This window comes from Gymnodinialimonas mytili (assembly GCF_037544085.1).
In the GTDB taxonomy this organism is placed as follows: domain Bacteria; phylum Pseudomonadota; class Alphaproteobacteria; order Rhodobacterales; family Rhodobacteraceae; genus Gymnodinialimonas; species Gymnodinialimonas mytili.
In genome coordinates this window covers 49,347-73,297 of sequence record NZ_JBBIFW010000009.1, presented here as the reverse complement: position 1 = coordinate 73,297, position 23,951 = coordinate 49,347, and the positions used below count along the sequence as shown (strand labels likewise).

General features: G+C 56.5%; 17 protein-coding genes and 1 pseudogene. 7 read left to right on the top strand and 11 right to left on the bottom strand.

The features are described from left to right. Window positions 1-48: 48 nt before the first annotated feature. A complete protein-coding gene (locus V8J82_RS23175) occupies window positions 49-300 on the bottom strand; it encodes a DUF6552 family protein (protein WP_339979372.1) in 252 nt (83 codons plus the stop codon). Next, entirely contained in the window at window positions 290-949 is a 660-nt protein-coding gene (locus tag V8J82_RS23170; RefSeq protein ID WP_339979370.1) for an SDR family oxidoreductase, read from the bottom strand. The genes V8J82_RS23175 and V8J82_RS23170 overlap by 11 nt, the downstream gene beginning before the upstream one ends. Window positions 950-1,091: 142 nt before the next feature. Here V8J82_RS23170 and V8J82_RS23165 point away from each other — a divergent pair, with 142 nt between their 5' ends. Continuing rightward, a complete protein-coding gene (locus V8J82_RS23165) occupies window positions 1,092-1,970 on the top strand; it encodes a LysR substrate-binding domain-containing protein (RefSeq protein ID WP_339979368.1) in 879 nt (292 codons plus the stop codon). A gap of 256 nt (window positions 1,971-2,226) precedes the next feature. Here V8J82_RS23165 and V8J82_RS23160 read toward each other — a convergent pair whose 3' ends face one another. From V8J82_RS23160 to V8J82_RS23150, 3 genes are all read right to left on the bottom strand, one after another. Beyond that, window positions 2,227-4,152, bottom strand: a complete 1,926-nt coding sequence (locus tag V8J82_RS23160) for a WG repeat-containing protein (protein ID WP_339979365.1) — start codon at window positions 4,150-4,152, stop codon at window positions 2,227-2,229. A gap of 366 nt (window positions 4,153-4,518) precedes the next feature. Then, on the bottom strand, window positions 4,519-7,617 hold the full coding sequence (locus tag V8J82_RS23155; protein ID WP_339979362.1) for an efflux RND transporter permease subunit: 3,099 nt from the start codon (window positions 7,615-7,617) through the stop codon (window positions 4,519-4,521). Continuing rightward, window positions 7,614-8,549 carry an efflux RND transporter periplasmic adaptor subunit gene (locus V8J82_RS23150; RefSeq protein ID WP_339979360.1) on the bottom strand — a complete coding sequence of 312 codons (936 nt, stop codon included), beginning with the start codon at window positions 8,547-8,549 and terminating at the stop codon, window positions 7,614-7,616. The genes V8J82_RS23155 and V8J82_RS23150 overlap by 4 nt, the downstream gene beginning before the upstream one ends. A 485-nt stretch (window positions 8,550-9,034) precedes the next feature. Here V8J82_RS23150 and V8J82_RS23145 point away from each other — a divergent pair, with 485 nt between their 5' ends. Continuing rightward, window positions 9,035-9,856: a YHYH protein gene (locus V8J82_RS23145; protein ID WP_339979358.1), complete on the top strand. Its 822-nt coding sequence runs from the start codon at window positions 9,035-9,037 to the stop codon at window positions 9,854-9,856. Between the two features lie 204 nt (window positions 9,857-10,060). On the opposite strand, the gene V8J82_RS23140 is transcribed toward V8J82_RS23145, so the two are convergent. From V8J82_RS23140 to V8J82_RS23120, 5 genes are all read right to left on the bottom strand, one after another. Further along, window positions 10,061-10,408, bottom strand: coding sequence for a VOC family protein (locus V8J82_RS23140; protein WP_339979424.1), 348 nt, complete (start codon window positions 10,406-10,408; stop codon window positions 10,061-10,063). A gap of 258 nt (window positions 10,409-10,666) precedes the next feature. Then, a complete protein-coding gene (locus V8J82_RS23135; RefSeq protein ID WP_339979356.1) occupies window positions 10,667-11,659 on the bottom strand; it encodes a hypothetical protein in 993 nt (330 codons plus the stop codon). Between the two features lie 728 nt (window positions 11,660-12,387). Continuing rightward, window positions 12,388-12,636, bottom strand: coding sequence for a transposase (locus V8J82_RS23130; protein WP_339979353.1), 249 nt, complete (start codon window positions 12,634-12,636; stop codon window positions 12,388-12,390). Window positions 12,637-12,795: 159 nt separating this feature from the next. Beyond that, window positions 12,796-12,927 carry a hypothetical protein gene (locus V8J82_RS23125; protein ID WP_339979429.1) on the bottom strand — a complete coding sequence of 44 codons (132 nt, stop codon included), beginning with the start codon at window positions 12,925-12,927 and terminating at the stop codon, window positions 12,796-12,798. A 615-nt stretch (window positions 12,928-13,542) separates the two neighbouring features. Beyond that, the gene (locus V8J82_RS23120) at window positions 13,543-14,694 is read right to left on the bottom strand and encodes a S41 family peptidase (RefSeq protein WP_339979350.1); all 1,152 of its coding nucleotides are present in this window, start codon (window positions 14,692-14,694) and stop codon (window positions 13,543-13,545) included. Window positions 14,695-15,310: 616 nt separating this feature from the next. Here V8J82_RS23120 and V8J82_RS23115 point away from each other — a divergent pair. Together V8J82_RS23115 and scpB are read left to right on the top strand one after the other, a co-directional pair. Then, window positions 15,311-17,206, top strand: coding sequence for a serine hydrolase domain-containing protein (locus V8J82_RS23115; RefSeq protein ID WP_339979348.1), 1,896 nt, complete (start codon window positions 15,311-15,313; stop codon window positions 17,204-17,206). A 64-nt stretch (window positions 17,207-17,270) separates the two neighbouring features. Continuing rightward, window positions 17,271-17,592: pseudogene (gene scpB, locus V8J82_RS23110) on the top strand (SMC-Scp complex subunit ScpB); the annotation flags it as partial. Between the two features lie 336 nt (window positions 17,593-17,928). Here the strand turns inward: scpB and V8J82_RS23105 are convergent. Beyond that, window positions 17,929-20,142 (bottom strand): hypothetical protein, encoded by a 2,214-nt coding sequence (locus V8J82_RS23105; RefSeq protein ID WP_339979346.1) that lies wholly within the window; start codon window positions 20,140-20,142, stop codon window positions 17,929-17,931. 393 nt (window positions 20,143-20,535) lie between these two features. On the opposite strand from V8J82_RS23105, the gene V8J82_RS23100 reads away from it, so the two are divergent. The 3 genes from V8J82_RS23100 (at window position 20,536) to V8J82_RS23090 (ending at window position 23,909) form a co-directional block, all read left to right on the top strand. Then, window positions 20,536-20,988, top strand: coding sequence for a hypothetical protein (locus V8J82_RS23100; RefSeq protein ID WP_339979344.1), 453 nt, complete (start codon window positions 20,536-20,538; stop codon window positions 20,986-20,988). Window positions 20,989-21,004: 16 nt separating this feature from the next. After that, window positions 21,005-21,547, top strand: coding sequence for a TetR/AcrR family transcriptional regulator (locus V8J82_RS23095; protein ID WP_339979342.1), 543 nt, complete (start codon window positions 21,005-21,007; stop codon window positions 21,545-21,547). 613 nt (window positions 21,548-22,160) lie between these two features. Beyond that, window positions 22,161-23,909, top strand: a complete 1,749-nt coding sequence (locus V8J82_RS23090) for a sigma-54-dependent Fis family transcriptional regulator (protein WP_339979340.1) — start codon at window positions 22,161-22,163, stop codon at window positions 23,907-23,909. The last annotated feature ends 42 nt before the right edge of the window (window positions 23,910-23,951 follow it).

The following is a 23,951-nucleotide window of genomic DNA, read 5'->3' as shown; positions in this document are numbered from 1 at the left end:
CAAACCTTCCGAATGCTGCGCAGTGCCCGAACGGCTGCTCTGTGTGTGTCAGCCGCTTGCCATACCTGCAATCATTGCGGCGAGCGCGACAAGGTGGACAAGCATAAGCGCCTTATCATTCCATAGCGCGCCGACCGCGAACCACCCCACGACACCCACAAGAAACAGGTAGATGTTCCAGGGTGTCCAGCCAAACCCCGTCGCGGTGTACCCCATGATCTGAACGGCGGATGCGCCCCACTTGACCGCGAAGACAAGGCGTTCGCGCGGCAGTGCAACGGACAGGGTATCAGACGGCACGGGTTAACCCTCCGTCGACACGCAGGTTTTGTCCTGTCACGTAGCCACCGTCTTCCGAGGCGAGCCACGAAATGAGCGAAGACACTTCCGAAGCGGACCCATAGCGCCCCATGGGAATACGGGCTTTGCGGTCTTCGGTTTCGGGCAGGCTGTCGATGAAGCCGGGAAGGACGTTGTTCATGCGGATATTCTCTGACGCATATTTGTCGGAATAGAGCTTTGTGAATGCGGCAAGCCCAGCCCGGAAGACACCCGATGTTGGAAAAAGAGGATCGGGTTCGAATGCCGCAAAGGTTGAGATGTTGATGATTGTCCCGCCGCCCTGCGACTGCATAGTGGGTGTGACAAGCCGGGTCGGGCGGATCACGTTCATCAGGTAGACTTCCATCCCTTGATGCCAGTCGTCGTCGCTGATTTCGAGAACCGGTCCTTTTGGCCCGTGGCCAGCAGAGTTTATCAGGACATCGATACGGCCCCAACGATCCTTCGCCCCCTCGACCAAAGCACGGAGCGCGTCTCCATCAAGGTTGGAGCCCGTGACGCCGAACCCGCCCAGCTCGCCGCCAAGTGCCTCACCCTTGCCGGACGACGACAGGATACCGACCTTGAACCCATCTTCTGCCAGTTTGCGGGCTGCATCCGCACCCATGCCGCTGCCACCTGCTGTGATTAGAGTACCTTTTCTACTGTCATTTCGAGCATCCCTTCTGGTTTGAGGCTTGTATGGTGGCTTAAATTGGAAATTTCAATTGAGAATTGATGTCCAATAACAGCAGAAATATTATTGCAGAATGGCTGAACTTCCCCCGCTCAACAGTTTGCGTGCTTTTGATGCAGCGGGCCGCCGTCTCAGTTTCCGAGCAGCGGCAGATGAGTTGGGTGTCACGCAAGGGGCCGTGGCACAGCACGTGCGTCAGCTCGAAGCGCATCTTGATGTGATCCTGTTCGAGCGTGTTCCAAAGGGCCTTGCATTCACATCGGCCGGGCGCAGCTATCACAACAGGATTGCGGGGATCTTCGCTGACCTGCGATCCGCAACGGCGGAATTGAAGCCGGAACCGAACAAGGTCGTCATCAGTGTCACTCCGACCTTTGCCGCGAAATGGCTGATCCCCAATCTACCGGACTTCACCGCAGCACACCCGGATATCGATTTGCGGATCATGGCGACCGAAAGAGTTTCCAGCTTCTACAGCGACGGGATAGACCTTGCAGTGCGCCAGGGATCGCCGCCCTTTGGCGCGTCACTGGACGTAACGCTTTTGTTCCGACAATCGCTGATCGCGGTCGCCGCACCGAAGTTTGGTGACAAGAGTGATACTCCCCTTGATCCAGAGACCCTTGCCAAACAACCGAAGGTCCATGACACCCATGACCAATGGCCAAACTACCTTGCGCATCTGGGCACACAAGACCAGTCACCTCGTCACCTTCGTCTGAGCCAAACGTCACTTGCGGTCGATTCAGCTATCGCGGGGCAAGGGGTAGCCTTGGTAAGCCGTTTTCTTGTAGCACATGACCTTGAAGCTGGACGTTTGGTCGAAGTTGGCACAGCTTGGGACGCGAGCGGCAATGACTTCTATGTCCTCATTCCGCGCACCGCTAAGAACAACGAGACGGTCGTCAATGTCATGACGTGGCTTATGGCGCGCTCTGCGACAGCTACCTGACTGGCTGAACCGTTAGCGGGCATTCAGATTACTCGGAAGAATGGCGGCAAACCGTCCCGCGTTCTCGACCTCTGGAGATCTCGGCATTTAGCTTGTGCAGCGAATGGCAGCTTCGGCGGGCGGCGTCGCGGCAACAGGTGTGGTAGATGAACGGCAGGAATGGGCTGGCTCCGGTCGTTGGAGCCCGAAGCGGCGGATGGCAGGTGCGAGCCTAAAACGACCGATGCTGCGTGCTGCATGAATTGCTGTATTTGGATCAGGGACGGCCAAACGGTATGATCGAGTAAGAGCCCTGGCTTATCACTCCATCTCTAACCCATATTGGCGGTTCGTTACGTCGGTCCATTCCCCAATCCAACCATGCACTAACCCAGCGTATGTTGCTTTCGAAAGGGCTATCCGAAAACCGTTCAGGATAGTGGTGCGTGATGGAGTATGGATAGTAACTGTCGATACAAGCTGGTTCACTGCGAAATGCACCATCAGGGCCAATCGGGCACCATTGCTCAGAGTTTTCGTTAGGCGCCCACGCTACTCCATTTCGGTAACAGCTGATTGCACGGTGAACCGATGGGACAAGCGTTGTTCCATCAGGACCTTCGATCCCAAAGCCGTTGTTGTCGCCAACAATGCGTGCACCGCCGGAACACTGGACGGCTTGTTCACGTCTATTGTCGTCAATTGCATCGGGTAGTGTCACTGGCAAGCCATAAGCATCGGATGGATATTCGTCCGTGCCAGTACCCAAAAGAAAATACGGCTGACCACTCGGAAGTATCATTTCTGGTCTACGTCTGATCTGAGCTGGTCCTAAGGGTAGCGTGAATTCGCCCAGTTCGTTCAGGACCCCCCACATTTCAGAACCATCGGCATCTGAGCCTGTCTGTACAACCGCATAACCAGCATTGAACCTATAGGAACTGGTGAACCAACTTCCCGGTATCACGGGCGTACCGTCGGTTCGAATATAGGTCCATTCACTTTCAGCCAAGGGGCCATGCCCAACCAAGATTGGACCGCTACAGTCAATCTCTCGTCTGTGGATTGACCCACTATTGATCGTATCATTCTCTACGATGCCAAAACTGATATGGTCGAAATACTCGTGGATTTGACGTTCACCAGCCTGGTTGGTGATCGCATATCCAGCTGCTTCGCGAGCGATAGTCAAACCTTGCGGACAGGAGCCGATGACTGTTCCATCCGGTTCTTCGCGGACAAGGGTGCCATCATTCGTAAAGTTGTACCAAATACCATCTTCCATCACTCTTGCCGGTGACGAGGCGGTGGGGCGGCGGACCTCTTCAAACAGTCTATTGCCCACGACAGTGCCGTCTGGGTGAATCAGACCGGTTCGACGCTGATCATATGACCTCGGCCCACCCACCAATCCGTAACCGTTGGAGAAATAGCTCAACCAATGATGCTCAAGCTCAATTACTATTGTTCCATCGCCATCTACTGCACCCCAAAGCCTTTCGCCTGACGTACCAGTTGAGACAACAATTGCCCTATCCTCGTGAAGCGATTGCACGTGGGAGAACTGAGGCTCGACCAACCAATTACCCTTATCATTCAGAAGACCAAAGGTGTTTCCGTCCAGACTTGCCCATATCCGATCCGACGGTCCGATATCGCCAGGCCGCACGAACCAGTCGAACTCGATCGGAGATTCTGTCACAAGACCATTGTCAATGTTGAAGAGGTGGAATTCTTCGAAGAGAGAGCCCAGATCTAACCTACGTCGATGACTTGTCGCGTCTTCTGGTAGAATAACCAAAGCAGCATCTTGTCCAAGTGGTATCGCTCTCCAAAAATCGGCAGGCACGACAAATCCGCCGCTTGCGTCAATCACTCCGGCGTTACCCTCTAAAATGACTTCCGCTCTTCCGCCGTGGAAGTCGCCAACTTGATCAAAAATGGGATCAATCGCGAACGTTCCATCGGGGTTCAAATATCCCCAAAGTCCTGCCATTCTTGCCGGAGCAAGCTGATCAGAAAAACGGCGCAAGCTCTCGAAGCGCTGCGGAACCATGACCTCACCGTCGGAAGCCAAATATCCGCAAAGGCCGAAAACACCACCACAAGATACCCTGAAGTCCTCAGCTTGCTCTTCTGCATGAGCCGCAAGGGCACCAGCAAAAAATGCTATGATCGCAAGTAACTTGGATGCAAAAATCAACGTTTTATCCCCTGGTGCAGATGCAGAGACTAGCCACGTGGATCTCACGGGCAAATCACGCATTACTCTGACTCCAATTTGCCATATGTGAGGGTGTACCAATAGCGGTCATTGGATAAAGCGCAGCGAAATGGCGTTTTGTCCGCGACCCGGACGTCCAGTTACAGTGATATAGGGTAGTCGCAGCGAACGTCCGGAATGCGGCCTGCGGGCGCAGCATCGACACTTTGGGTGGAATGTCGGCTCTGCGCCGTCTGCGGAGAGTCTTTCGTGTCTTCAAATCGCTATGCTTTTCGCGTGTATGACGTCGTTCTCAAGTCAGCGCTTATGTAGAGTAGCTTTTATTGATGATTGGCTGAAGTCGTCTTACGCCGACCTTGCCGCCAGGTCGTCCTCGAGGCGTTTCGCGGCAAAGCCAGGTTCGGCTCCCCAGATGGCGATTTGGCGATAGAAAATCGGCGTCAGGAATAGGGTAAAGACTGTCGCAAAGCCAAGTCCGCCGACGATGACCCACCCTACCGCAATGCGCGCCTCTGCCCCTGCACCGGAGGTCATGATCAGCGGCAGCCCGCCACAGATTGTCGAAATCATTGTCATCATCACAGGTCGGATCCGCAGGCTGACGGCATTGCGGATCGCTGTGTCGATATCCTGTCCGCGTTCGCGCAGCTGGTTGGCAAACTCCACGATCAGGATGCCGTTCTTGGCCATGACCCCGATCAACAGAACCAGACCGATCTGGCTGTAGTAGTTCAGTGACCCGCCAGTTATGGAGATTGCCAACAATGCGGCGGCGACACCAAAGGGCACCGTGAGCATGATCACGACAGCACTTGAGACGCTTTCGAACTGCGCGGCCAGAACCAGAAGCACAACGAGCAATGCAACACCGAACACCAAGTAAAGGGCGCTTGTGCTCTCATCCAACTGCGCAGCCTCCCCAGTGAAGATGAGTGCTGTCCCGTCAGGCAGAACCTCGTCGGCAAGGGTTTGCGCACGCGCCATCGCGGTTGAGAGATCGACGCCGTCCGGCAAACTCGCCTCAAGCGAGATGGTCAGCGCGCCGCTCTGGCGCTCGATTTGCGCCGGTGCGACGGCCATCTCAAGGGCGGCGAAGACCGACATGGGCACGTAGCCGCCATCGGGTAATAGAACGGAAACCGAGACAATATCGGACGGATCGTCGATCGCCGGGCCGCCGGGAGTGAGGACGATGTCCACCTCGGTGTCGTTCTGGAACACACTGACGGCGATTTCCCCCTGTACGTAAGAACTGATCAGCGCACTCAGGTCGGCGGGAGAGACGCCCATGTCGTTGGCGACCGACTCATCAATGCTGATCTGTAGCTGGGCGTTCACAGAGGTATCAGCCAGCTGCGGATTGAGGAAAGTGTCGTCCTGTGCCATGGCAGCGACGAGGTCATCAGCGGCGTCAGTCATCGTCTCAAGATTGGTGCCGATTACCGCCAGATCGAGACCAGTACTGCTGCCGCTTCCCCGAATATTGAGACTGTTGGTTGACCGCGCACTTACTTCCACACCGGGGATCGCGGACAATTGTCCGCTAATATCAGCGATGAAGGCCGATTGCGAAAAGTCCCGATCGCCCCAATCGGGAAGGCGCACGATGATAAAGGCGCTGGTCCCGCCGCGTACGCCGACGATGCTTTGCACTGTCTCGATCTCTCCGCTTTCCATGTAGGGGACGAGGATGTCTTCGATCATTACGGCCTGCGCGTCGAGATAAGAGAGAGAGGTATCCGATGCGCCGCGGGCCTGGACCAGAAAGAAGCCGCGATCTTCCGACGGAGTGATTTCGGAGGAGAGGGTATTGGCGGCTCCGAGCGCGATGATGACGAATGCGCCCGTGATCGCGATCACAAGGATCGGGAGCCGGATCGCCTGATCGACACCTTTGTCGAATGCACCGCCCAACCTGCTGTGGCTTTGCGCGGTATCGGCCTGGTTCGCTGCGCGCTTCCCAGGGTCCAGCAGGGCGGCCAGCACAGGAGTTAGCGTCAACGCGGTGAAAGAGGAAAGCGTGACCGCAAAGGCCAGAACAAAGCCGAATTCGGAAAACACGCCTCCCGCTTCCCCGGGAAGGAACGAGATCGGAATAAACACGCCCGCCAGCGTAGCGGTGGTGGAGATGACGGCAAAAAACACCTCGTTCGTGCCCGCTGCCGCGGCGGCAAATGCCCCAAGGCCCTCTTTGCGTTTGCGGGCGATATTTTCGATTACGACGATGGCATCGTCAACGACCATGCCCGTCGCGAGCACGAGCGCAAGAAGGCTAATCGTGTTGATTGAGAACCCCGTCAGCCATATTGCGGCCAACGTGCCGATCAGAGCGACCGGAATAGTGATAGCCGGGATGAACGTCGCCCGGAACGAGCGTAGAAAGACTAAAATCACCAAGGTGACAATGATTGTCGCAAAGAGGATGGATTTCACGACCTCCTGGATGGACTGTTCGATGAAGACACCGTCATCGGACGCCACAAACAGCTCAACGCCGTCAGGCAACTGCGACTGGAGCTCTGTCACGGCGGCATTCACCTCACGCGAGATGTCGAGCGTATTGGCTGTTGATTGCCGCGTGATATCGAGGCCGACCGCTGTTTCGCCGTTCACGCGTGACAGGACGCTGCTGTCTTCCGGCGTCAATTGCACGAAAGCGATATCAGCCACGATCGTTGTGGCGTTGATGCGAATATTGCTGACGGTTTCGACGGTCACGTCCTCATTCATCACATTGAGCGAGAGGAGCTGATTTGTCGTCTCCAACTCGCCAAGCGGTGTATCGTCCCGCAAGGTCTGCAGGGCGTTGCTGACATCGTCGATTGTCAAGCCACGGCTCACGAGGGACGGGATATCCAGCGTTACCCGAAACTGGTTGGAGCGGCTGCCGCGCACAGTGACTTCGGCGATGCCGTCGATTGTGGTCAATCTGTCGTAGATCACACCTTCGGCCACCTCGGTCAGGTCTGCGAATGGTGCATCACCCCGAACCGCCAGCCGGATGATGGCGTCGGAGTCGCTATCCGATTTGCTCACATTCGGGTCGTCAATCTCATCTGGCAATTGGCGTAGCGTTTCAGAGACGATTTCGCGGGCCTCATTTGCGGCGACATCCACATCGACGCTGTCGGACAAGTAGATCGTAATCCGGCTGTCCCCCGCGCTAGAGATGGACTCCATGTACGACAGACCCTCTAGTGCGCTCAACGCGTCCTCCAGAGGTTGGGTGATTTCGGAATCAACAGTCGAAGGTACTGCTCCTTCGTAGATTGTCTGAACAGACAGGACCGGTTGATCGACATCGGGCATTTCTCTGACGTCCACGCCGGACAGGGCCGCCAACCCGGCGATTAGGACAAGTAGATTGATGACGATCCCGAAAATCGGTCTCGCAACGAATACATCGGCAAACCCCGACCTGTGCAGTACGCGCTCAAGGCTCATGTTGAGATGCCGGCAGCTGTGACCGAAGTGCCATCACGTAGCTTGAAGCCGCCCTCGACCACGACCTGCGCGCCAAGAGGAGCTTCTGTCTCAATCCAGATCTGGTCGCCATCCCTGTAGCGGATCGTGACAGAATGTCGTGTCGCTCTGTCGTCTTCGACCAGCCATATGCCTGCGCCATCTTGCGCCCAGGTGATCGCCGTCGACGGCACCACAGGCATCGGATCTGTCTCTTCGATTATGCGCACGGCAAAAGACATACCCGCCCATAACAGCCCATCCGAGTTGTCGACTTCTGCCTGCACGGTCACACTACGCGTGACGCTGTCCAGCTGGGTGTCGTAGGCAATGATTTCGCCGTGAAAGATCCGGCCGCGATGGGTTGGCGTGCCAATCAGGACTTCTAGTCCAGCCTCCAAGAGGCCTATCGACCGTTCCGGCACCTCGAATTCCGCGATGATGACGCTAGAATCTTCTACGCTGATGACTGGATCGTTGATGTCCAGATAGTCACCGATCTGAAGATCGCTCAGGCCCAGTTGTCCTGAGATCGGCGCGCGGATGACCCGATCTTCGATTGTGTTCTCCGAAAGGGCAACGTTGGCTTCCGCCAAGCGCAAGGCCACTCGAGCGTCAGTAAGATCAGCGTCTGTGCTTGTCCGGATACCGGTTTCGGCAAGCGTTGCGTAGCGGTCCAGCGTGGCCTCGGCGAGGTCACGCTCGGCAAGGGCTATTTCGAGTTCAAGTTGCTCGGACGTGTCGTCAAGCTGTACCAGAATATCGCCAGCATCGACGTGCCCGTTTTGCGGCAAACGAAGTTCCACAATCTGTCCTGATTCCGTTGCGACAACATCGACACTGCGCAGCGATGTGGCCGTCCCGATGGCGCGCAATGTCAGGGCATAGGATTGGGCCTCTAGAGGAGCGAGCACTACCGTTGTGGCCTCTGTTCCCCGACTTCCCTGGGGCCGTCGTTCGGGTTGGGCGGCCTCCGTCTGTTCCTCTTCCGAAGAAGCCGTTTGATTGAATACGCCACTGATCGAGATCGGTGGGCCAAAAGTCAAAAAATATGCTCCGGTGAGGATCATGAGGGATGCAAATGCGACCAGAAAGTTCTTCAAGATACTGACTTTCGATGATGTGCGAGCGAGGTGAGCATTGGCTCTTTAAAGTCAAACGTTGTTACCGACGGATTCCGTCGAAAATACCTGGCGAAAGCAGACATATCCTGATGTGACCACCCTCCAGATGGCGCCTGCTGCACGTGTTTCCGGCACCTTTTTAATCCAAATGGAGTTCGCCCGAAGGCGCCTCGACGCTCGCCCGACAAACAATCGCTCTCGGCAGGTCGACGTACAAAACGACGGAAACGTGACCTTCGTCCGTTTAACTCTCATCGAAACGTTTGGAGGTCCTCATGAGATTATTTGGCACCACACTCGCTCTGACGCTTTTGGCCGGCGGCGCGGCTTACGAGCATGTTACAATCACCGTGGAGGGGGATCAGCGATGTATCATCTCCGATGGCGTGCCTGCGCATGAGACTGGTCCCTGGCGGGAAGGGGCCACGGTGGAACCGCAGAGTCACCGCTTTTGTATGGATGCGACGCCTGAGCTGACGGATACCATCACCGACAGGGTTCGGATTTCTGGCGTAACGGTGACTGGCATACCTCTTCGGCCAGGCACAGCGGAGTACTACGACGGATCGACAGAGCGTGGGTATTCGCGCGACCCGTCTTCGGGATGGAACGTCGAAGGCATAGGCGGGCTGATCATGGATGAGCAGAACGCGCATGTGGACGGTGACGGAATGTACCATTATCACGGCATCCCCTCTGCCGTGGTCGGCGCGCTTAACGGCACGCTCTTCGGCTATGCCGCGGACGGGTTTGAAATCCACTATATGGGCGATCAGGTGCAATCCTCCTGGCAGTTGAAACCTGGGGAGCGCGAGTCTGGTCCCGGTGGTCTACATGATGGCACCTATGTGCAGGACTACGAGTTTGTTGAAGGGTCCGGGATGCTGGATGAATGCAACGGAGGAATGCTTGATGGCCAGTACGTATATTTCGCCACCGATACTTACCCATTCTTCCCGCGCTGTTTCAGAGGAACCGTTTCGAGCGACTTCATGAACGGAGGGGGCGATCGGCCACCGCAAGGCGAAAGACCTCCACGTGGCGATGGCGAGCGCCCCCCGCGTGGCGAACGGCCTCCGATTGATGACGGCGGGTAGAGTGATTTTTACGGGTTCGCCAAGGCGAGTTCATGGTTGAGCTTTGCTGTCGCAGCGAATGGCGACAATGCGGGCGTAACAGCCCCACCAAAAGTCCGTTTAGGGCCGTCCCTGACAAGCAAGCCGAACCTGGGCCACGGATGAGGCGGCAAGGCCGCAATGAGCCCAATGTGTCTGTTGCCTGCTGTGCTTCCGGCCGATGAGTTAATTTGGCTCAAACAGCTCCAATACATGCCCTGATGGATCTTCGCAGAGTATTTGCTTGCCGCCCGGTCCCTGAGTGACTTCGTTGCGGAAAGTTATCCCTTCTGTTCGAAGCGATGCCACCAGCCGATTAAGATTATCAACGACTAAAACACACCGGTTCCAGCCACCCGGTTCGGGTTTCGTACCATCCGGCATTGGTTTAGCGGCAGAAGCTGATGGGCCAGCCAACCAAAGATCAAGGTCTCCACTTCTTACGATGGCCATTGCTGGTCCATATTGTTCGATCAGTTCAAGCCCCAGCTGTTCGCAATAGAAAGACACTGCTTGATCAACATCTGCGACGATGTAGCGGAACTAAGCCATCGGTTCGCTCCTTGTGATGCGTTCACTATAGCACGAGCGGCAGCAAAGTCCCGCAGACTGTGAGCTCGCCTGTGCTGAGATTTTCCAGTCGCAGCGAATGGCTGGTTCGACGAGCCGCACCGCAGCATCAATGTTGCTCGGTGGACGTCAGCTTTGGGCCGTGAAGCATTGCAAAACAGGCTCTACTGTGTGCTTCTGCCTGCAGCCCAAGTGCGGCATCTGGAACTATGGCGCAGCGCACTATCCGGCGATTTGGGCGACAAGCTCCCAGAATGCTGCGTCGGGAAACAGACGGGTTTTGCCCATGGGACCGAGTGCGACTTGGATGACCACCATTAGGAGAAATGAATAGATCACGCCCCAAGGGAGCCGAGCCAACCGCTCGGGCCTGCGGGTGAGTTGTGCCAGCATGACCAACGCCAGATTGCAATTAATCATGCCAATCCAGCGCCCATGGTCGTGGCCCAGCACAAGCAAGGCAAGCGGTGCGAAACAAGCCAGAAGCCAGATCACCATGCCAAGAGACCAAAACCGGTCTTCCGGGGCAGCCAATGACCGGACGAAGCTCACATAGACCAGCAGGTAGATTAAGCCAAGCGCCAGTCCTACCGGAAGCAAATCCACCAATACTCGCTCGGCGGTGTAAGCGAAGTTCTCTTCGAAACTCCGAAACTGAACTGCCAAGGAGTCTTCACGAATTGGAAAATCGGCACGGTCCCGAACCGCCGCCGCCGCAGTATCGTAGTCGACATAGTCGGAATAAGTCGCCGAACTGACCGCCCAGGTGATCCCTGCCAACAAAGCGCACGCAGCCAAGGCCGTACCGACCCTGACCGGTGTTGGCCGATGGGTCCAAAGCCAAAAACCAATGGTAAAAGGCGCCAGCCAGAAGAAAGCAGCTTCGTGGACTACGATTGAGGCAGATGACAGCGCTATCGCGCAGAGCAAGCCCGAGACAGCGCTCCAACGCATGATGGCCTGATAGGCCAATAGACAGAGAATGAAGTTAAAGACGTCAAATCGTCCCCAGTCATGATTGAACTGGATGATGATCCCGGACCCGGAGAGGAGCAAAAGGCCCAATACGACCGCGACGAAAAACACGCGTTCTTTTCCGTCAATGGGGCAGCTCGCGAGACACCGCGAAAGCGTTGTCGTGATGACGTTGGCAAACATCCAAGTTGCAAGACAAACCGTCAGAAAGTAGATCGGAAACAGAATAAACTGCGACACATCTGTGAAGACGAGATTGTAGAGACTTCCCAGCAATCAGCGTTTGATAAATCAATACTCATAGGTGAATAGCCAATGAGTGGCAGGCCAGTTGCGAAATTCCCATTTCACGCTGAGCAACATGATTGCCGCGGCCGCTAGAAAAATCGCAAATCTCAGGCTCTTACTCTGATGAAAATCACTAAACATTCTGATCAATTAAAAGCTACAAATGGCGTAAGCTAAGCCTATAAATGCAGGCAAGTCTAGTTGATCCCAACCCGAGCAAACAGGCCGAGAATTGATCAAATGACCTCTATCGCACCTGTCGTAGCAGGCAATCTTGGTTGTACGGAACATCTTTAGAAGAGTGTGGGTAGAACCTTTTCGCCGAATGTCCTGTTCGACGCGCGGCGGTGAAGCAAGCGTCTCGTCACATCAACGTCGTCTGTCCGGCCTGTTTGTGCGATGGTGTTCCGCTGGCCTTGATGAATTCCGCGAGCGAGGTTCCAATCGGCTTATCGACGTCTGAGGGCCGCTGCCATTCCCGGAGTGTCCTTGCTCTTGGTTAACTTAGTTCCGAATCATCACTTCAACGTCTTGCATCTCGAGGGCAGTCTGCCTGGTTAAAAGACTGGCTGCCGGTATTCCTGTTTCTTGCTGAGCATCGCCCAGATGGCCCAAGCTGCCTTGTTTGCCATGGCCGTTGTTGCCAATCGGAATTGCTTTTCTGCGATGATCTTCGCCGTTCACAGATCGACTTTCTGTGGTGAGCGCTTCGCCACGACCGTGCGTGAAGTCATACCCACGACAAGAAGCTTGCGAATGTAGCGGTCGCCAGCCTTTGTGATCTTTCCCAGACGTTCCTTCCCGCCGCTGGATTTGTTGAGCGAGGTGAGGCCTTGCCAGGCGGCCAGATCACGTCCTCTCCGGAACTGGTTCGCGTCCGCGATCGTCGCGACGATCGCGGACGCCATGTTTGGGTCAGTGCCAGGCATGCGCATCAATCAGCGTGCATCTGCACTCAGCAGGGCATGTTGCTCGATCATCTTGGAATATCGACCAACTCTGAGAGACGACGATGAGCTGCGGTTGGCGATCATTCGACTTGCAAATCAGTACGGGCGATATGGCTACCGCAAGGTAACTGAGCTGCTTCATGTTGAGGGCTGGCGTATCAATCGACGGCGGCGCTTCCTGCCAGGAACGCCAATCAGCACCTCGTGGCGGTGCTTGGAAATGTCGATGGCGACCAACAAGGTCGAGACGGTAGTATCGGTGGCGGTCATAGCCGGTCTCCTCAGCGGTGTGGTTTGTGCAAAACCACTGTTGAGACCTGAGAACCGGTTATGGCCACCCGCTACGCTACTTGGGGGCTGCGCGCGTGGCCGCAACCTCAGACAGTGCTTCTTCCCGAGGTGCTATGGCCCTGGGTTCATCGCAGCGCAGCTTCAGGACTAGCTCAGACGGGTCGGCATCAATCCGATGCAGATCTATCCCGGCAGTCCGTGGGAGACCGGATACAATGAAGGCTTCAACGGACCGTTACGTCGCGAAGTTTTTAACGCAGAGTGGGTCCACGTACGAAACAAGCCCAGGTCGCCATCAAAATATGGCTCACACAATACAACCAAATACCGCCTCATCATGCCCTGAACATGTGCCCGCCTGTCCCTGAAACCTTATTAGAGAAAACCCAAATTAGTGGCACTGAAACTCGGGGCTACCCGCGCGAGACGTATCGCCAACAGTGCCATCTGGTGTCCGATTGCTCGGCGCGGCATCGATAATCACGCATCGAGCAAGCGACATTACGAGTGTCAGAGCAAAAAGCAGATGAAAAGAGGGCGGCCCATGGTGAACGTCATGTCAATTGGATGTACGAGCATTGCTCTGTTGCCGAGCTACTCCGATAGCTCGACAGCGTGTTGAACGATCATGTGGATTGCGCGTCTGTGGCTTTCAATCGGGTCCAGATCGGAGAAGACCGTCATCTCGATTTCAGGCGACACACCAACCGCCTCCCAGTGCTGTCCCGACGCATCTAGATAGACTTCATTGGACATCGACAATTGCCATCCGTTCGGAAGACTGCGTGATAGCGCATCGGAGAAAGCCCCGCGCGTTGGCTCGCCGTAATGGTAGACATGCTCCGCTTGCCTGAGTGTCAGCGTCATGACTTCCGCCGCGCTGACCGTCACCTGGCTGGTCAAAAGGTAAATGTCCCCTTCGAAGCGAGTAGCATCTGGCTCAATGGACACCCTGGTTGGCAACGGGTTTAGCGCATCTGCTGCGTACTTTGTGTAAGCGACAGTTGGGGTGTGCAAAAATCGGCTGGCCACTTCACGCGCCATGAAATCGCTGCCGCCGAAATTGAGACTGAGATCGACGATGAGCGTTGTCGCGTTGCTCTGTTCAAAGAAGCGGATGATCTCATCCAGCATCCTTTCTAGCTCGCTCAGATTGTCCTCAAGCTGGTTTCCTTCTTCACCGAAGCCGTCCAGGGCACTGAATGCTAAGTATCCGATCTGATCTGCCACCATGCCATATTGAACTCGGTCGTTTCCGATCAGGTGACCGTCTCCCTGCAGGATGTCTTGCGAGATGCTGTCGAACCAAACGGAGCGGCGGAATTCACGGGCCGCCTCTGACGGGTCGCGACGAGCCGCCTCAGCACCTTGCCGAATGCCTTGAAGAACCCGTGCGCGACCCGGCGCTGAAACGACGACGTCGCCATTGATCGTTGCGACGAGTGACACATGGCCGTCCTGCAAAGGCTCGATGAGCCAGTCCAGAACGTCAAACAGCTCACATTCACCCATGTCGGCGTTGATCCGTTGTCGCGCCTCGTTGACCCGTTCGGACCAATCGACATCGTAGAGCTCAAAGAACGGGTAGTTCGCGTCGAAGTATCCAACAAATGCCTCGAACACCGCCAACGGACTCTCTGTTGCAGCTTGAATGCACTCTGGAGGGAGTGAAACCATGCGCTCAGCCAGGATCTGATGCGGTTCGAGAGGGGCTTGGATCGAAATTCTGTCCGCATCCTCGAACATTCGAACCGTGACGCCCGGCAGCAAATCGTCAATTGGGACCGGCATATCAGTCTCGGGGATGCAGAGATCGGTGCCAGTACTGAAGAGCCGCGCGTTGTCTCCTGAGATTTCGAGGATGAAACCGTAACCGTCCGAGCGCCAGAGGCCGTCAATCGGTGCGTCTGCGATTGCAAAGCCACCATGCATGCATAAGCAAATGCATGAGGTTGCCATTAAATTTCTCATTTCATGTGTTCCAACTTCAGTCTCCCGGCTATCCGATGGCCAGTAGTGACCTCATCCCAAGTATCCACAGCTTTTGCAGCCCGAACGTGTCGCGTAGCGAACTTGGTGGAGGTTCGTAGTATTGGTCATCACTGCTTGATTTCATGGCGACGGCTTTTGTTGACGCTTGTACATTCGAGTACATGGAGAAGAACCAAATGCACATCTAGCTTCGTCAGTCGCCTGAAAGCACAGGCTAAGTGTCCTCGCCAAATCGTTCGGACAATCCCATAGGGCTCAAGTGTTGAGATGGTGAGCGGGTCGCGCTAGGCCCCGTCGCGTTCGGCTGCAAGAGCAGCACAACAGCGCTAGCGGTGCCTAAGCGAACTGGCACAATTGATTGGAGCCCTTCGTGTTTAAACGATTGAACCAACTGCCGCTTCACCTGTCGCAGATCACACGTGCGGCGCGGCCATTTGTTTTGCAACTCGCGCTTATCTGCGCCGCCACTACTGCTGCGGCTGAACCGGAAAATGGGTGGCGGGCAGAGCTGAGTGGCTTCGTTGATGGTGTGGTGACGTCTGGCTTGGATCGGGATGCCGTCGCTGGCGCTGTCGTCGTCGTTGTCTCGGGCGACGACGTAATCTTGTCGCGTGGCTACAGGCTGGCGGATGCCAGAACCGGGCGATTGATGTCGCCGGAGAACGATGTGATCCCGTTGGCCTCAATCTCGAAGGTTTTTACCGCCTGGGCGATTTTGCAATTGGAAGATGAAGGGCGGCTCGCCCTGGATGACCCGATCGCACAGCATTTGCCGACGCTTGAGCTGAACCAACGGTTCGGTGAGATCACGGTGGCTCATTTGCTGAGCCACACTGCGGGGCTGGAGGAACGCTATTCAGGATATTTCACCTCGCGTGAAGCAACTGGCGCTGACAATGCGATTGATCACATCTCTGCCGTTCTGCCACGTCAAAACCGCCCGCCTGGCGAGGTGATTGCCTATTCCAACGCTAGCTATGTCTTGCTTGGAGAAATCGTTGCGCAGGTCTCTGGCCAACCCTTTGTTGATTATGTGGCCGACATGCTCGCGCCGTTCGATATCGAAGGCCTGCGCGCCATGCACACGCCATCGGAGCAGAACGGCGCAAATCCATTCCACGTTTGGGATGCAGGCCGATATCTGGCTATTGATCCGACCGCATTTCCTGCGATCCACACGCCGTCTGGCGGGCTGGCGTTGACGGGAGAACAAATGGGCCGTGTCATGCAAGTGCTGCTGGCGAACAGTACTGCGGACGGGGCGGCGCGGCGTGGCATCGCCAATATGTACGCGCCTGCCTGGCCCGGTCGGCCGGAGTTTGGAGGGCGAACCCAAGGGTTTTGGACCGAAACATGGGCCGGGTATGAGGTGTTTCACCACGCCGGGACACATTTCGGGTTTCACAGCAACATGGTTCTGGTGCCTGACCTCGGCCTTGGGTTTTTTGTGACGGCCAATGGTCCAAGCGGATCAGCATTGACCGATTTGCCCCGCCGTGTGCTGAACGAAGTGATTGCCCCGGATAATCGCCCGGCTACCCCACGCATTGCGTGCGCTGCGTCCTGTTTGCAGGATTTTGAGGGACGTTACCTGATGACGCGGCGCAATGAGACCGGTCTGGACCGATTGCAAGCGATCAACACTCACGGCTTTGAGTTGACCTCATCCGATGACGAGGCGCTGCTCATCTTTGGTCTGGGTCATGACCTGCTGTTCGAGCCGATCGGCGATGACCGGTTTGAGACCCCGGACGGCGTGATGCGCCTTGGCTTCCGGCGCGATGCCAGCGGCGGTGTCGTGAATGCATACGTGAACGGTGGCATGCACACATTCGACCGTGTCGGCTTTTGGCACAGTGGTCTTTCGCTGGATACAGCGTTGTGGTCCGCTGCTGCTGGGATTTTTGTCTGTCTTGTCGGCATTGCGGTACGCTGGCGCAAAAGGCGCACTTTGACGGGTGCGTCTATGTTTCTTGGAGGTGTCGGGCTGGTTTGCGTTGCGGGGTGCTACTGGGTCTTGGAGCCCATCCTGCGCGGTCGAGACCTATCTGCCCAGGCTGCACCGGGTCTGGATTTGTGGAGTGTCACCGGGCTGTGCATCGCCATGGCGCTTGCCTTGCTTTGGTCCGTGGCGCACGCAATCATTCCGTTTTCAAGAATGCCTATTGGTGAACGGGTTGCGATACTGGTCGCAGGTCCGTTGTTTGCCTGGTTTCTGATTGTCGCGTGGGTTTGGAATGTGCCGACCGCCGCATTGACCTGGTGAATATCCTGCGCAGGTTACTGCACAGCAGCGGCAGCAGCGATTGTGCCAAGTCGCCTGTGTGCGAGCGAGCAAGGCCGCCGCGGATGTGGGCGACCAGACGCTTGACCTGCGCGATTAGGATGTCGCCGTCCTGGCCGTCATTGCGTATCAGCAGCCGGTCACCAGGGGCAGGCTCAAAGAGATCTTCGGCAAACACATCAGCCGCGATATGTTCGGGTGCTGTCACACCCGCGGGCTGATCTCGACCGTTCCCCAATCCCCGCGTCGCGGTGCCCCCCTACACCTACATCACAACAGTCCACTTCCTGGTGACCTTCGATCTGCAGAGCCTGCGAGACCTTCAGGATCGGGAGCAGTTAACAGATACGGGGCTAGCTGCAGCGTGACAATCTAGCGGCAAAGCACTCGCCCTATCGCTCAAAATTTGCCCTGCGCATGAGTTACGGAAATCTCTTCGGTGACTCACTTGAGGCGCCTTGCTTCTAGTCGTTGGTTGGCAGACCTCCAAGTGACAGGCGATAGACGCCTCCATCGCCGACCGTTTGATTGATTTTTCGAATGAAATCGCTATACTTATGCCGCTATGGCGAAGGGTATGCATACCGCGCTGCACACGACTGTGAACGCACCGTACCAGACCTTTTTGGATGCGCCTGATCCACTGTTACAGTGACATCGGTTTAGATTATCTCAGACTAACCGTTCGGACTACACCCGCTCTCTCAAAGGCCTTCGAAGAGCGTTAAGTCGAACCAAAAGCTGTCCGCACCTTCACCCACATCCTGATCGGTGGCCAAAACGAGATGAGCAAACTCGCCTCTGAAATAGTCGCCTACGGGGATTTCGAAGCGGAGCGGACCCTCATCAATCACCGATGGACTGTAGAAGTCGCGGATGCCAAACCCGTCCTGCGTTCCCAGCAAGGTAAAAAAGGTATCCCCATCAGGCACATCATCATTGTCAAATCCGATGGCATGAAATTCACCCTCGGTAGAAGCATCAAACTCAAATGCGAGCAGAGTCTTCTCTGTGACTTCATAGTCGATATCGATCTGCTTCCATGAGTTAGAATCCTGTGCGATCCCAAAACCATCGTTGAATATCTCGACCCCGCCCCTGTCCTGTGCCGGGCCGTAGGATCGCACATTCTCCAGCGCGCCGTTAAGCCGCGCGCGCGGCCCATCCTCGAATAGCATGACATCTGACCAGAAACTCGCCGCAGGCTCCTGTGGCGCAGACGGCGGGGTGTCCAGATCGGTGACAAAGACCAACCGGTCGAATTGCCCTGTGAAATATTCGCCCACCGGAATACGGAAAACCTCGGGGTTCGTGTTGTTTTCAACCGCGACGTTGAAATCCTGAATGCCGAAGCCCTGTTGTGTTCCGCCAAGCTGAAAATACGTCTCAGAATCTGCCTTGTCGTCGTTGTCGAAGCCGATGCCAAAGATTTCAGCCTGCCCGGTGGTGTCCAGACGAAAGGTTAGAATCGTATCTGCCGTCACCTCGTAGTCGATCGGAAGGTGGTTCCAGGCGTTTTCGCCCTGTATCAACTGGGCACCAAATCCGCTCACTTCGAAGGTGCCGCGGTCCTGGTCGCCACCGTAGCTGAGCACGGGCAGCACCTCATCGTTCAGCGGCAGTGTCTCCGCAGGATCAAGCCGAAGCTCCAGCGCGCCCAGATCCACCAGGCTCGCACCGATCTCTTCGACGTAGGGCAAATCGAAGGCCCGTGCAAAGCCGGGGCCGCGCGCATCCGTCAACAGCGGCGCGCCCGTGGCATCAAGCGCCAACCCGGGATCACCCGCATCAAGTGCCAGGTTAAGGTCGGACGCACGCAACAACAGCGTTGGCAGCGCCCCGCCATTGTCAGTCAGGATCGCTCCGTTAGGACCAAAGTTGGCAAAGATGTCCTGGGCATCGACAAGACCAATCAGCGTGTCGCCTTCAAGGATCGCCGAACCGACGATGTTGGTGCCAAGCTTCGCGACGACCCCGCCGGGCGCTTCCGTCACGATGCTATTGATCAGTGTCAGGTCGGCACGGTTTTCAATCTCCGCCCCCGTGTTTGCGGTGATCGTGGATTGCACAAAGGTCAGTTCCCCAGTGTTCCATACCGCATCGGGGGTGCCAAACGACGTGGGTTGCGGGATATTTCCGGTGATCGTTCCGCCACTGACCACCATCGTGCCGGAATTGTTGATGGCGCTGCCTTCAAGACCAAAATTGCCCGTCAACACTATGTTGGTCGCGAGCGTCGTTCCTGTGTTGTAAATGCCGCCGCCGCCGCCCGGGATGCGACCGGCGGTGTTGTTATCGCTGATCAGCGTATCCTCGACAATCAGAAGGCCGGTATTGGCTATGCCGCCGCCATCAGAGGGTGAGCGGCTGAAACCAGCTGAATTCTCAAAAACCTCAGCGCTCGACAGGCGCAAAGTGCCTTCGTTGAATATGCCGCCACCCAGTGATCCACTCATGTCGCCGGCGCCGTTGCGGTATATCCGTGCGTCGGACAGCGCTAGCTCTGCCTCCGCCGCTATGAACACGCCACCACCATTACCCTCGCCAAACTCATCCCGCGGGCCGCGGCCACCGCGGGTGATATCGACGTCCGAGATCGCGGCATCACCGGCATCAATTTCGAAAACGCGAGATCTGTAGTCGCCGTCAAGAACAATGCGGCTTGTGCCATCACCCGCCGCGTCGCCGTCGATCGTCACGTCGCTGCCGATTGTCAGGGCCTGACCGGTGAGCGTCAACCGACCGTTGGCAAGGTCGGGGTGAAAGACAATCTCGTCCGCGCCGGCGATCGCATCGGCAAGACCAAGCGCTTCTCGAAGCGAGAGGCCAGTGCCATCTTCGGCCTCGCGTGTTGCGTCAGGAGGCTGATCGAGGGACAACCTCTCATCCGCAAGAGTTGTTACAGTGTACGTTGTCATCAGAATCTCCGGCCGAACGGCGTCGCTCGACCGACGCGCGCACGCAGCGCTCAACCGGTGACCGCGACGCGAATGAACACAATGGTCAGTTAAATTCGCGGTATTCTAATTCAAAACGCTATGCCGCGATCTAAACTCCATCAAGGTCGATTTCGCGTACAAAACAACGCTCGGCGCGAGATCGCCGAGACTCTGCTATCAGCCCGTATATCTGTGGTTTGGGTAACTCGGAGCATACGTCGAAGACGGCGAAATAACATGCGAAGCAGTTTCATCTAAGGTCGGTCGCTCGGGCGAGATGCAGGCAATGGCGAGAAATGCAGATACCGCAAGCAGACTTGTGTGGTTTAATCGAAAGACATCCTGAGCCTGAGCACGGCGGCAGAGGACAACTTGAACACTCTTGATCAACTAACGAACGTTAGTTTGTTCTATAACATGACTAGTTCCAGCCTCCTCCGTCTCCATGGCGGCTTCTTGATCCTCCTTGCTGTCGCCCTCACGATTGGAGGGTTTGTGGGCCTTACCACAGCAAAAGGCCCTTTCGCCTGGATCGTAGAGGCACCGATTGCTGCGCCTGGCCTCGTTCAGGCATATCTGCTGATGCCGCTTATCGGCTTTGTTCTTTGGTTCGGCTCATATCGCGCCGAAGACACCAATATCTTTCATTGGCTCGGCATGTTGGCACACATGGTGCCACTTGGCCTGTTACCTGTATTCTGGAACATCCTCGGCGCTGTGGGCGCCACGGAAACCGCGCCAACGAGCGTCGCCATTCATGGCGACTGGATTGTGGTCGAGGCATCCTCAATCTGGCGCCTGTACCGGGCTGCGCCGCATGTCTGAACCGGATTAGACGCGCATGGCCGTAATCGACGCGACCGTCGAAGTGATTGCCGCCAAAGGGTATCACGCTCTCTCTATGCGCCGGGTCGCAGAGGCGGCCGGTATCCGAGCGCCAAGCCTCTATAATCACTTCAACGGCAAGGAAGATCTTATTGCGGCGGCCATGCGTGAGCGCCATCCCTTTGTCACGCTCGCACCGCGCTTGGCCACCCTAAAGGGAGAGACGGTCGAAGCCCTCGTGTATGAAGCAGCGGGCCTTGTCGTGGACGCCGTTGATGCGCGTCCACCTCTTCTCGACCTTCTTCTGGCAGAACTTGTAGATCTCCGTGGCGTTCACTTACCCGAGATACTGCCGGAGCTGATCGCTGCTTTGGCACCTTTCCTTGACCAGATCGAAGTCGTTGCTGGATCGCGCCTGCGATTGGATCGTATGGGTTTTCTGCGAGCATTTGGAGCAATGCTGCTATCCCACTTAACACTGAAATATTGTGCAGGTCTGACACGTGAACTCTCGGCCGACGTCGATGCTCTGCTTTTCGGCGCGCTCGGGGCGCCATGACTGGCCGCCGCCGGCCTTCTTTGGTGAGCACGAGTTGCAATCGTGTGGCGTGGTACGGGCGAGCGCGTCCTCTTTTGGTGTACCTTTTCCTATATCGCACTCAGCGTAGTCTTGCATGCACGCTCGTGGTTTTCGAACGAAGCGACGGATCTTTTTGCTGCATTCCCATACTGGTATAATGCAGCTTTCCTTATCGTCATTATGGGCGTGCTGATGCTCTGGTGGCGGTTACCCTGCCGACCCTGAACGGACGTCGGAGATCTTGGGGGAATGGCAAAGATTTCATCCGTATCTGAAGGCCGGATGCATAAAAGAACTCAACCCGGAAACTTGTCCGCTGCTTTCCACCAAGCAGTTATCAGCTCATAGCTACCCAATATTCTAGAAGAAGCTATGCGCGAAAACTCCATCGGACATCAGTTGCTCATGCGGCATGCAAATCGCGTATTTGACAGGCGCTCTGCAGACAGGGGACAGAATTTGGTCTCTCGATTGTGATCTTCGTTTCCTAGAGCTTGAACACAGAATTGCAGTGAAAAAACGGAGAATGCGGCTGAGCGACGCCGATGGGGTAGTTGTGGTATCCTGAAGCTCAAGGCGTTTGGGAGGGCGTATGCAAGACAGTGACCACCTGGAGGAAATTGACCTTGTTTTGAGCGGTGTGGACACAGGGCGCGACCGCCTGGTGACCGACAGCTGGCAGCGCTGTATCGAATCGTATGGCATGGATCCGTCCCGGCGGGAGCCTGCGCATATACTGTCTCAGATGGAATTTCGCGAGCATCGCGAACAGTCCGAACGGCTGATCGCCACTGCGCGCTCGGGGCTTCGATCTCTTTTCAATCAGGTGGCTGGCCAGAGTTACGTGCTTTTGCTGGCTGATGACGAGGGCGTCTGCGTCGACTTTTTTGGAGATCGAAACTTTGAAGACGATCTGCGCGCCGCCGGATTGTACATGGGATATAAGTGGACCGAAGATCTGGCTGGCACCAACGGGGTTGGTTCCTGCCTGGTGACGGGCGAGCCTGTCACAATCCATCAGGGCGATCACTTTTCGCTGACCCATACGCCATTGTCCTGCACCGCCGCGCCGATATTTGACACAAAAGGGTCGCTGGCTGCGGTTCTTGACGTATCGCTGCTACGCGGCCCGTCGCCGAAGCTATCGCAAAATCTTGCTATGACGCTGGTGACCAATTCGACCCGCCGGGTGGAGATGGCCAATCTGATGGCGGCAACACGTCGTGACTGGGTCTTGCGGTTCTCGGTCAGCCCAGAGTTTCTCGAAGTAGACCCCGAGGCTGCGGTGGCGCTGGACGGATCGGGACGGATTGTCGGAATGACATCCGGCGCACAACGCACTCTGGATCCGGCAAGCAAAGGCCATTTGATTGGCTCAAAGCTTGAGGATTGGCTTGAGTTGTCCGTCGATGATCTGCCCGATTTTATGCGCGGACGCCCCTCTGAGCAGCGGGTCTTGCGCATGATTGACGGCCGCGCGCTTTTTGGTCACGCCATCGCTCCTCAAACGCCGCAGATGCCATCAGCGCTGAGGCGCCGAAAGCCGGAGCTGCCGGGAGCACTTGGCAGTTTTGCCGGACCTGACCCGACCTTGCAAGCACTGCTGCTTAAAGCGGCGCGACTTGCCTCGACCAAGTTGCCATTGCTGATTTTCGGCGAGACGGGAACCGGCAAGGAAAAGCTCGCTCGTGCAATTTACCTTGCTGACCCGCGGGCGTGTGGGTTTCAGCCCCTGCGCTGTGCCGGATTGAGTACGGTTGACACCGTCTTTGAAGCAAACGCGGGGACGCTGTACTTGCGTGGTCTCGAGGACCTGTCGCTGCGCGCTCAAGCTGGCCTGCTGTCCGTTCTCGAAAACCGACCCGATCTGCGTGTCATCGCTTCAAGTCGAAGCACGCCTTCTGCGCTCACCGATGTACTGCGCGATGACCTTCTGCATCGGCTGGTCGGAGCCACTTTGGACTTGCCCCCTATACGCAACAGAGCCGATCTGGACTGGCTGATCGACCGAATTCTACGCCGCTGTTCAAGCGACGATATCCTCCTGTCTCCTCTCGCCCGTGCAGAACTGAAATCGAGAGCCTGGGCAGGCAACATCCGGGAGCTTGAACATGTGCTGGAAAGCGCTGTGGCACTTTGTGAGGGGGTGACCCTCGATATTGCGGATCTACCGCCGCCGCCGTTGCAGCCCCCGGCGTTGCATGCAGCGGGCACTGCAGATCTTGAGGCCCTGCTGACAGCTTGTGACTGGAACATGTCCGAAGCGGCAAGACGGCTTGGGCTCAACCGCTCCACGATCTTGCGCAGAGTGCGTAAGGCAGGGCTGGTGGCCCCTCACTGAACCGCAAGAACCGCCTGTTGCATCGCTGTTGCGCACGCAACG

Bases quoted from the DNA above. Each gene is read 5' to 3' on its own strand.
- V8J82_RS23170 (WP_339979370.1), bottom strand. From the start codon at position 949: ATGGGTGCGGATGCAGCCCGCAAACTGGCAGAAGATGGGTTCAAGGTC.
- V8J82_RS23165 (WP_339979368.1), top strand. From the start codon at position 1,092: ATGGCTGAACTTCCCCCGCTCAACAGTTTGCGTGCTTTTGATGCAGCG.
- V8J82_RS23105 (WP_339979346.1), bottom strand. From the start codon at position 20,142: ATGACAACGTACACTGTAACAACTCTTGCGGATGAGAGGTTGTCCCTC.
- V8J82_RS23155 (WP_339979362.1), bottom strand. From the start codon at position 7,617: ATGAGCCTTGAGCGCGTACTGCACAGGTCGGGGTTTGCCGATGTATTC.
- V8J82_RS23090 (WP_339979340.1), top strand. From the start codon at position 22,161: ATGCAAGACAGTGACCACCTGGAGGAAATTGACCTTGTTTTGAGCGGT.
- V8J82_RS23130 (WP_339979353.1), bottom strand. From the start codon at position 12,636: ATGCCTGGCACTGACCCAAACATGGCGTCCGCGATCGTCGCGACGATC.
- V8J82_RS23120 (WP_339979350.1), bottom strand. From the start codon at position 14,694: ATGTTCGAGGATGCGGACAGAATTTCGATCCAAGCCCCTCTCGAACCG.
- V8J82_RS23145 (WP_339979358.1), top strand. From the start codon at position 9,035: ATGAGATTATTTGGCACCACACTCGCTCTGACGCTTTTGGCCGGCGGC.
- V8J82_RS23095 (WP_339979342.1), top strand. From the start codon at position 21,005: ATGGCCGTAATCGACGCGACCGTCGAAGTGATTGCCGCCAAAGGGTAT.
- V8J82_RS23125 (WP_339979429.1), bottom strand. From the start codon at position 12,927: ATGACCGCCACCGATACTACCGTCTCGACCTTGTTGGTCGCCATCGAC.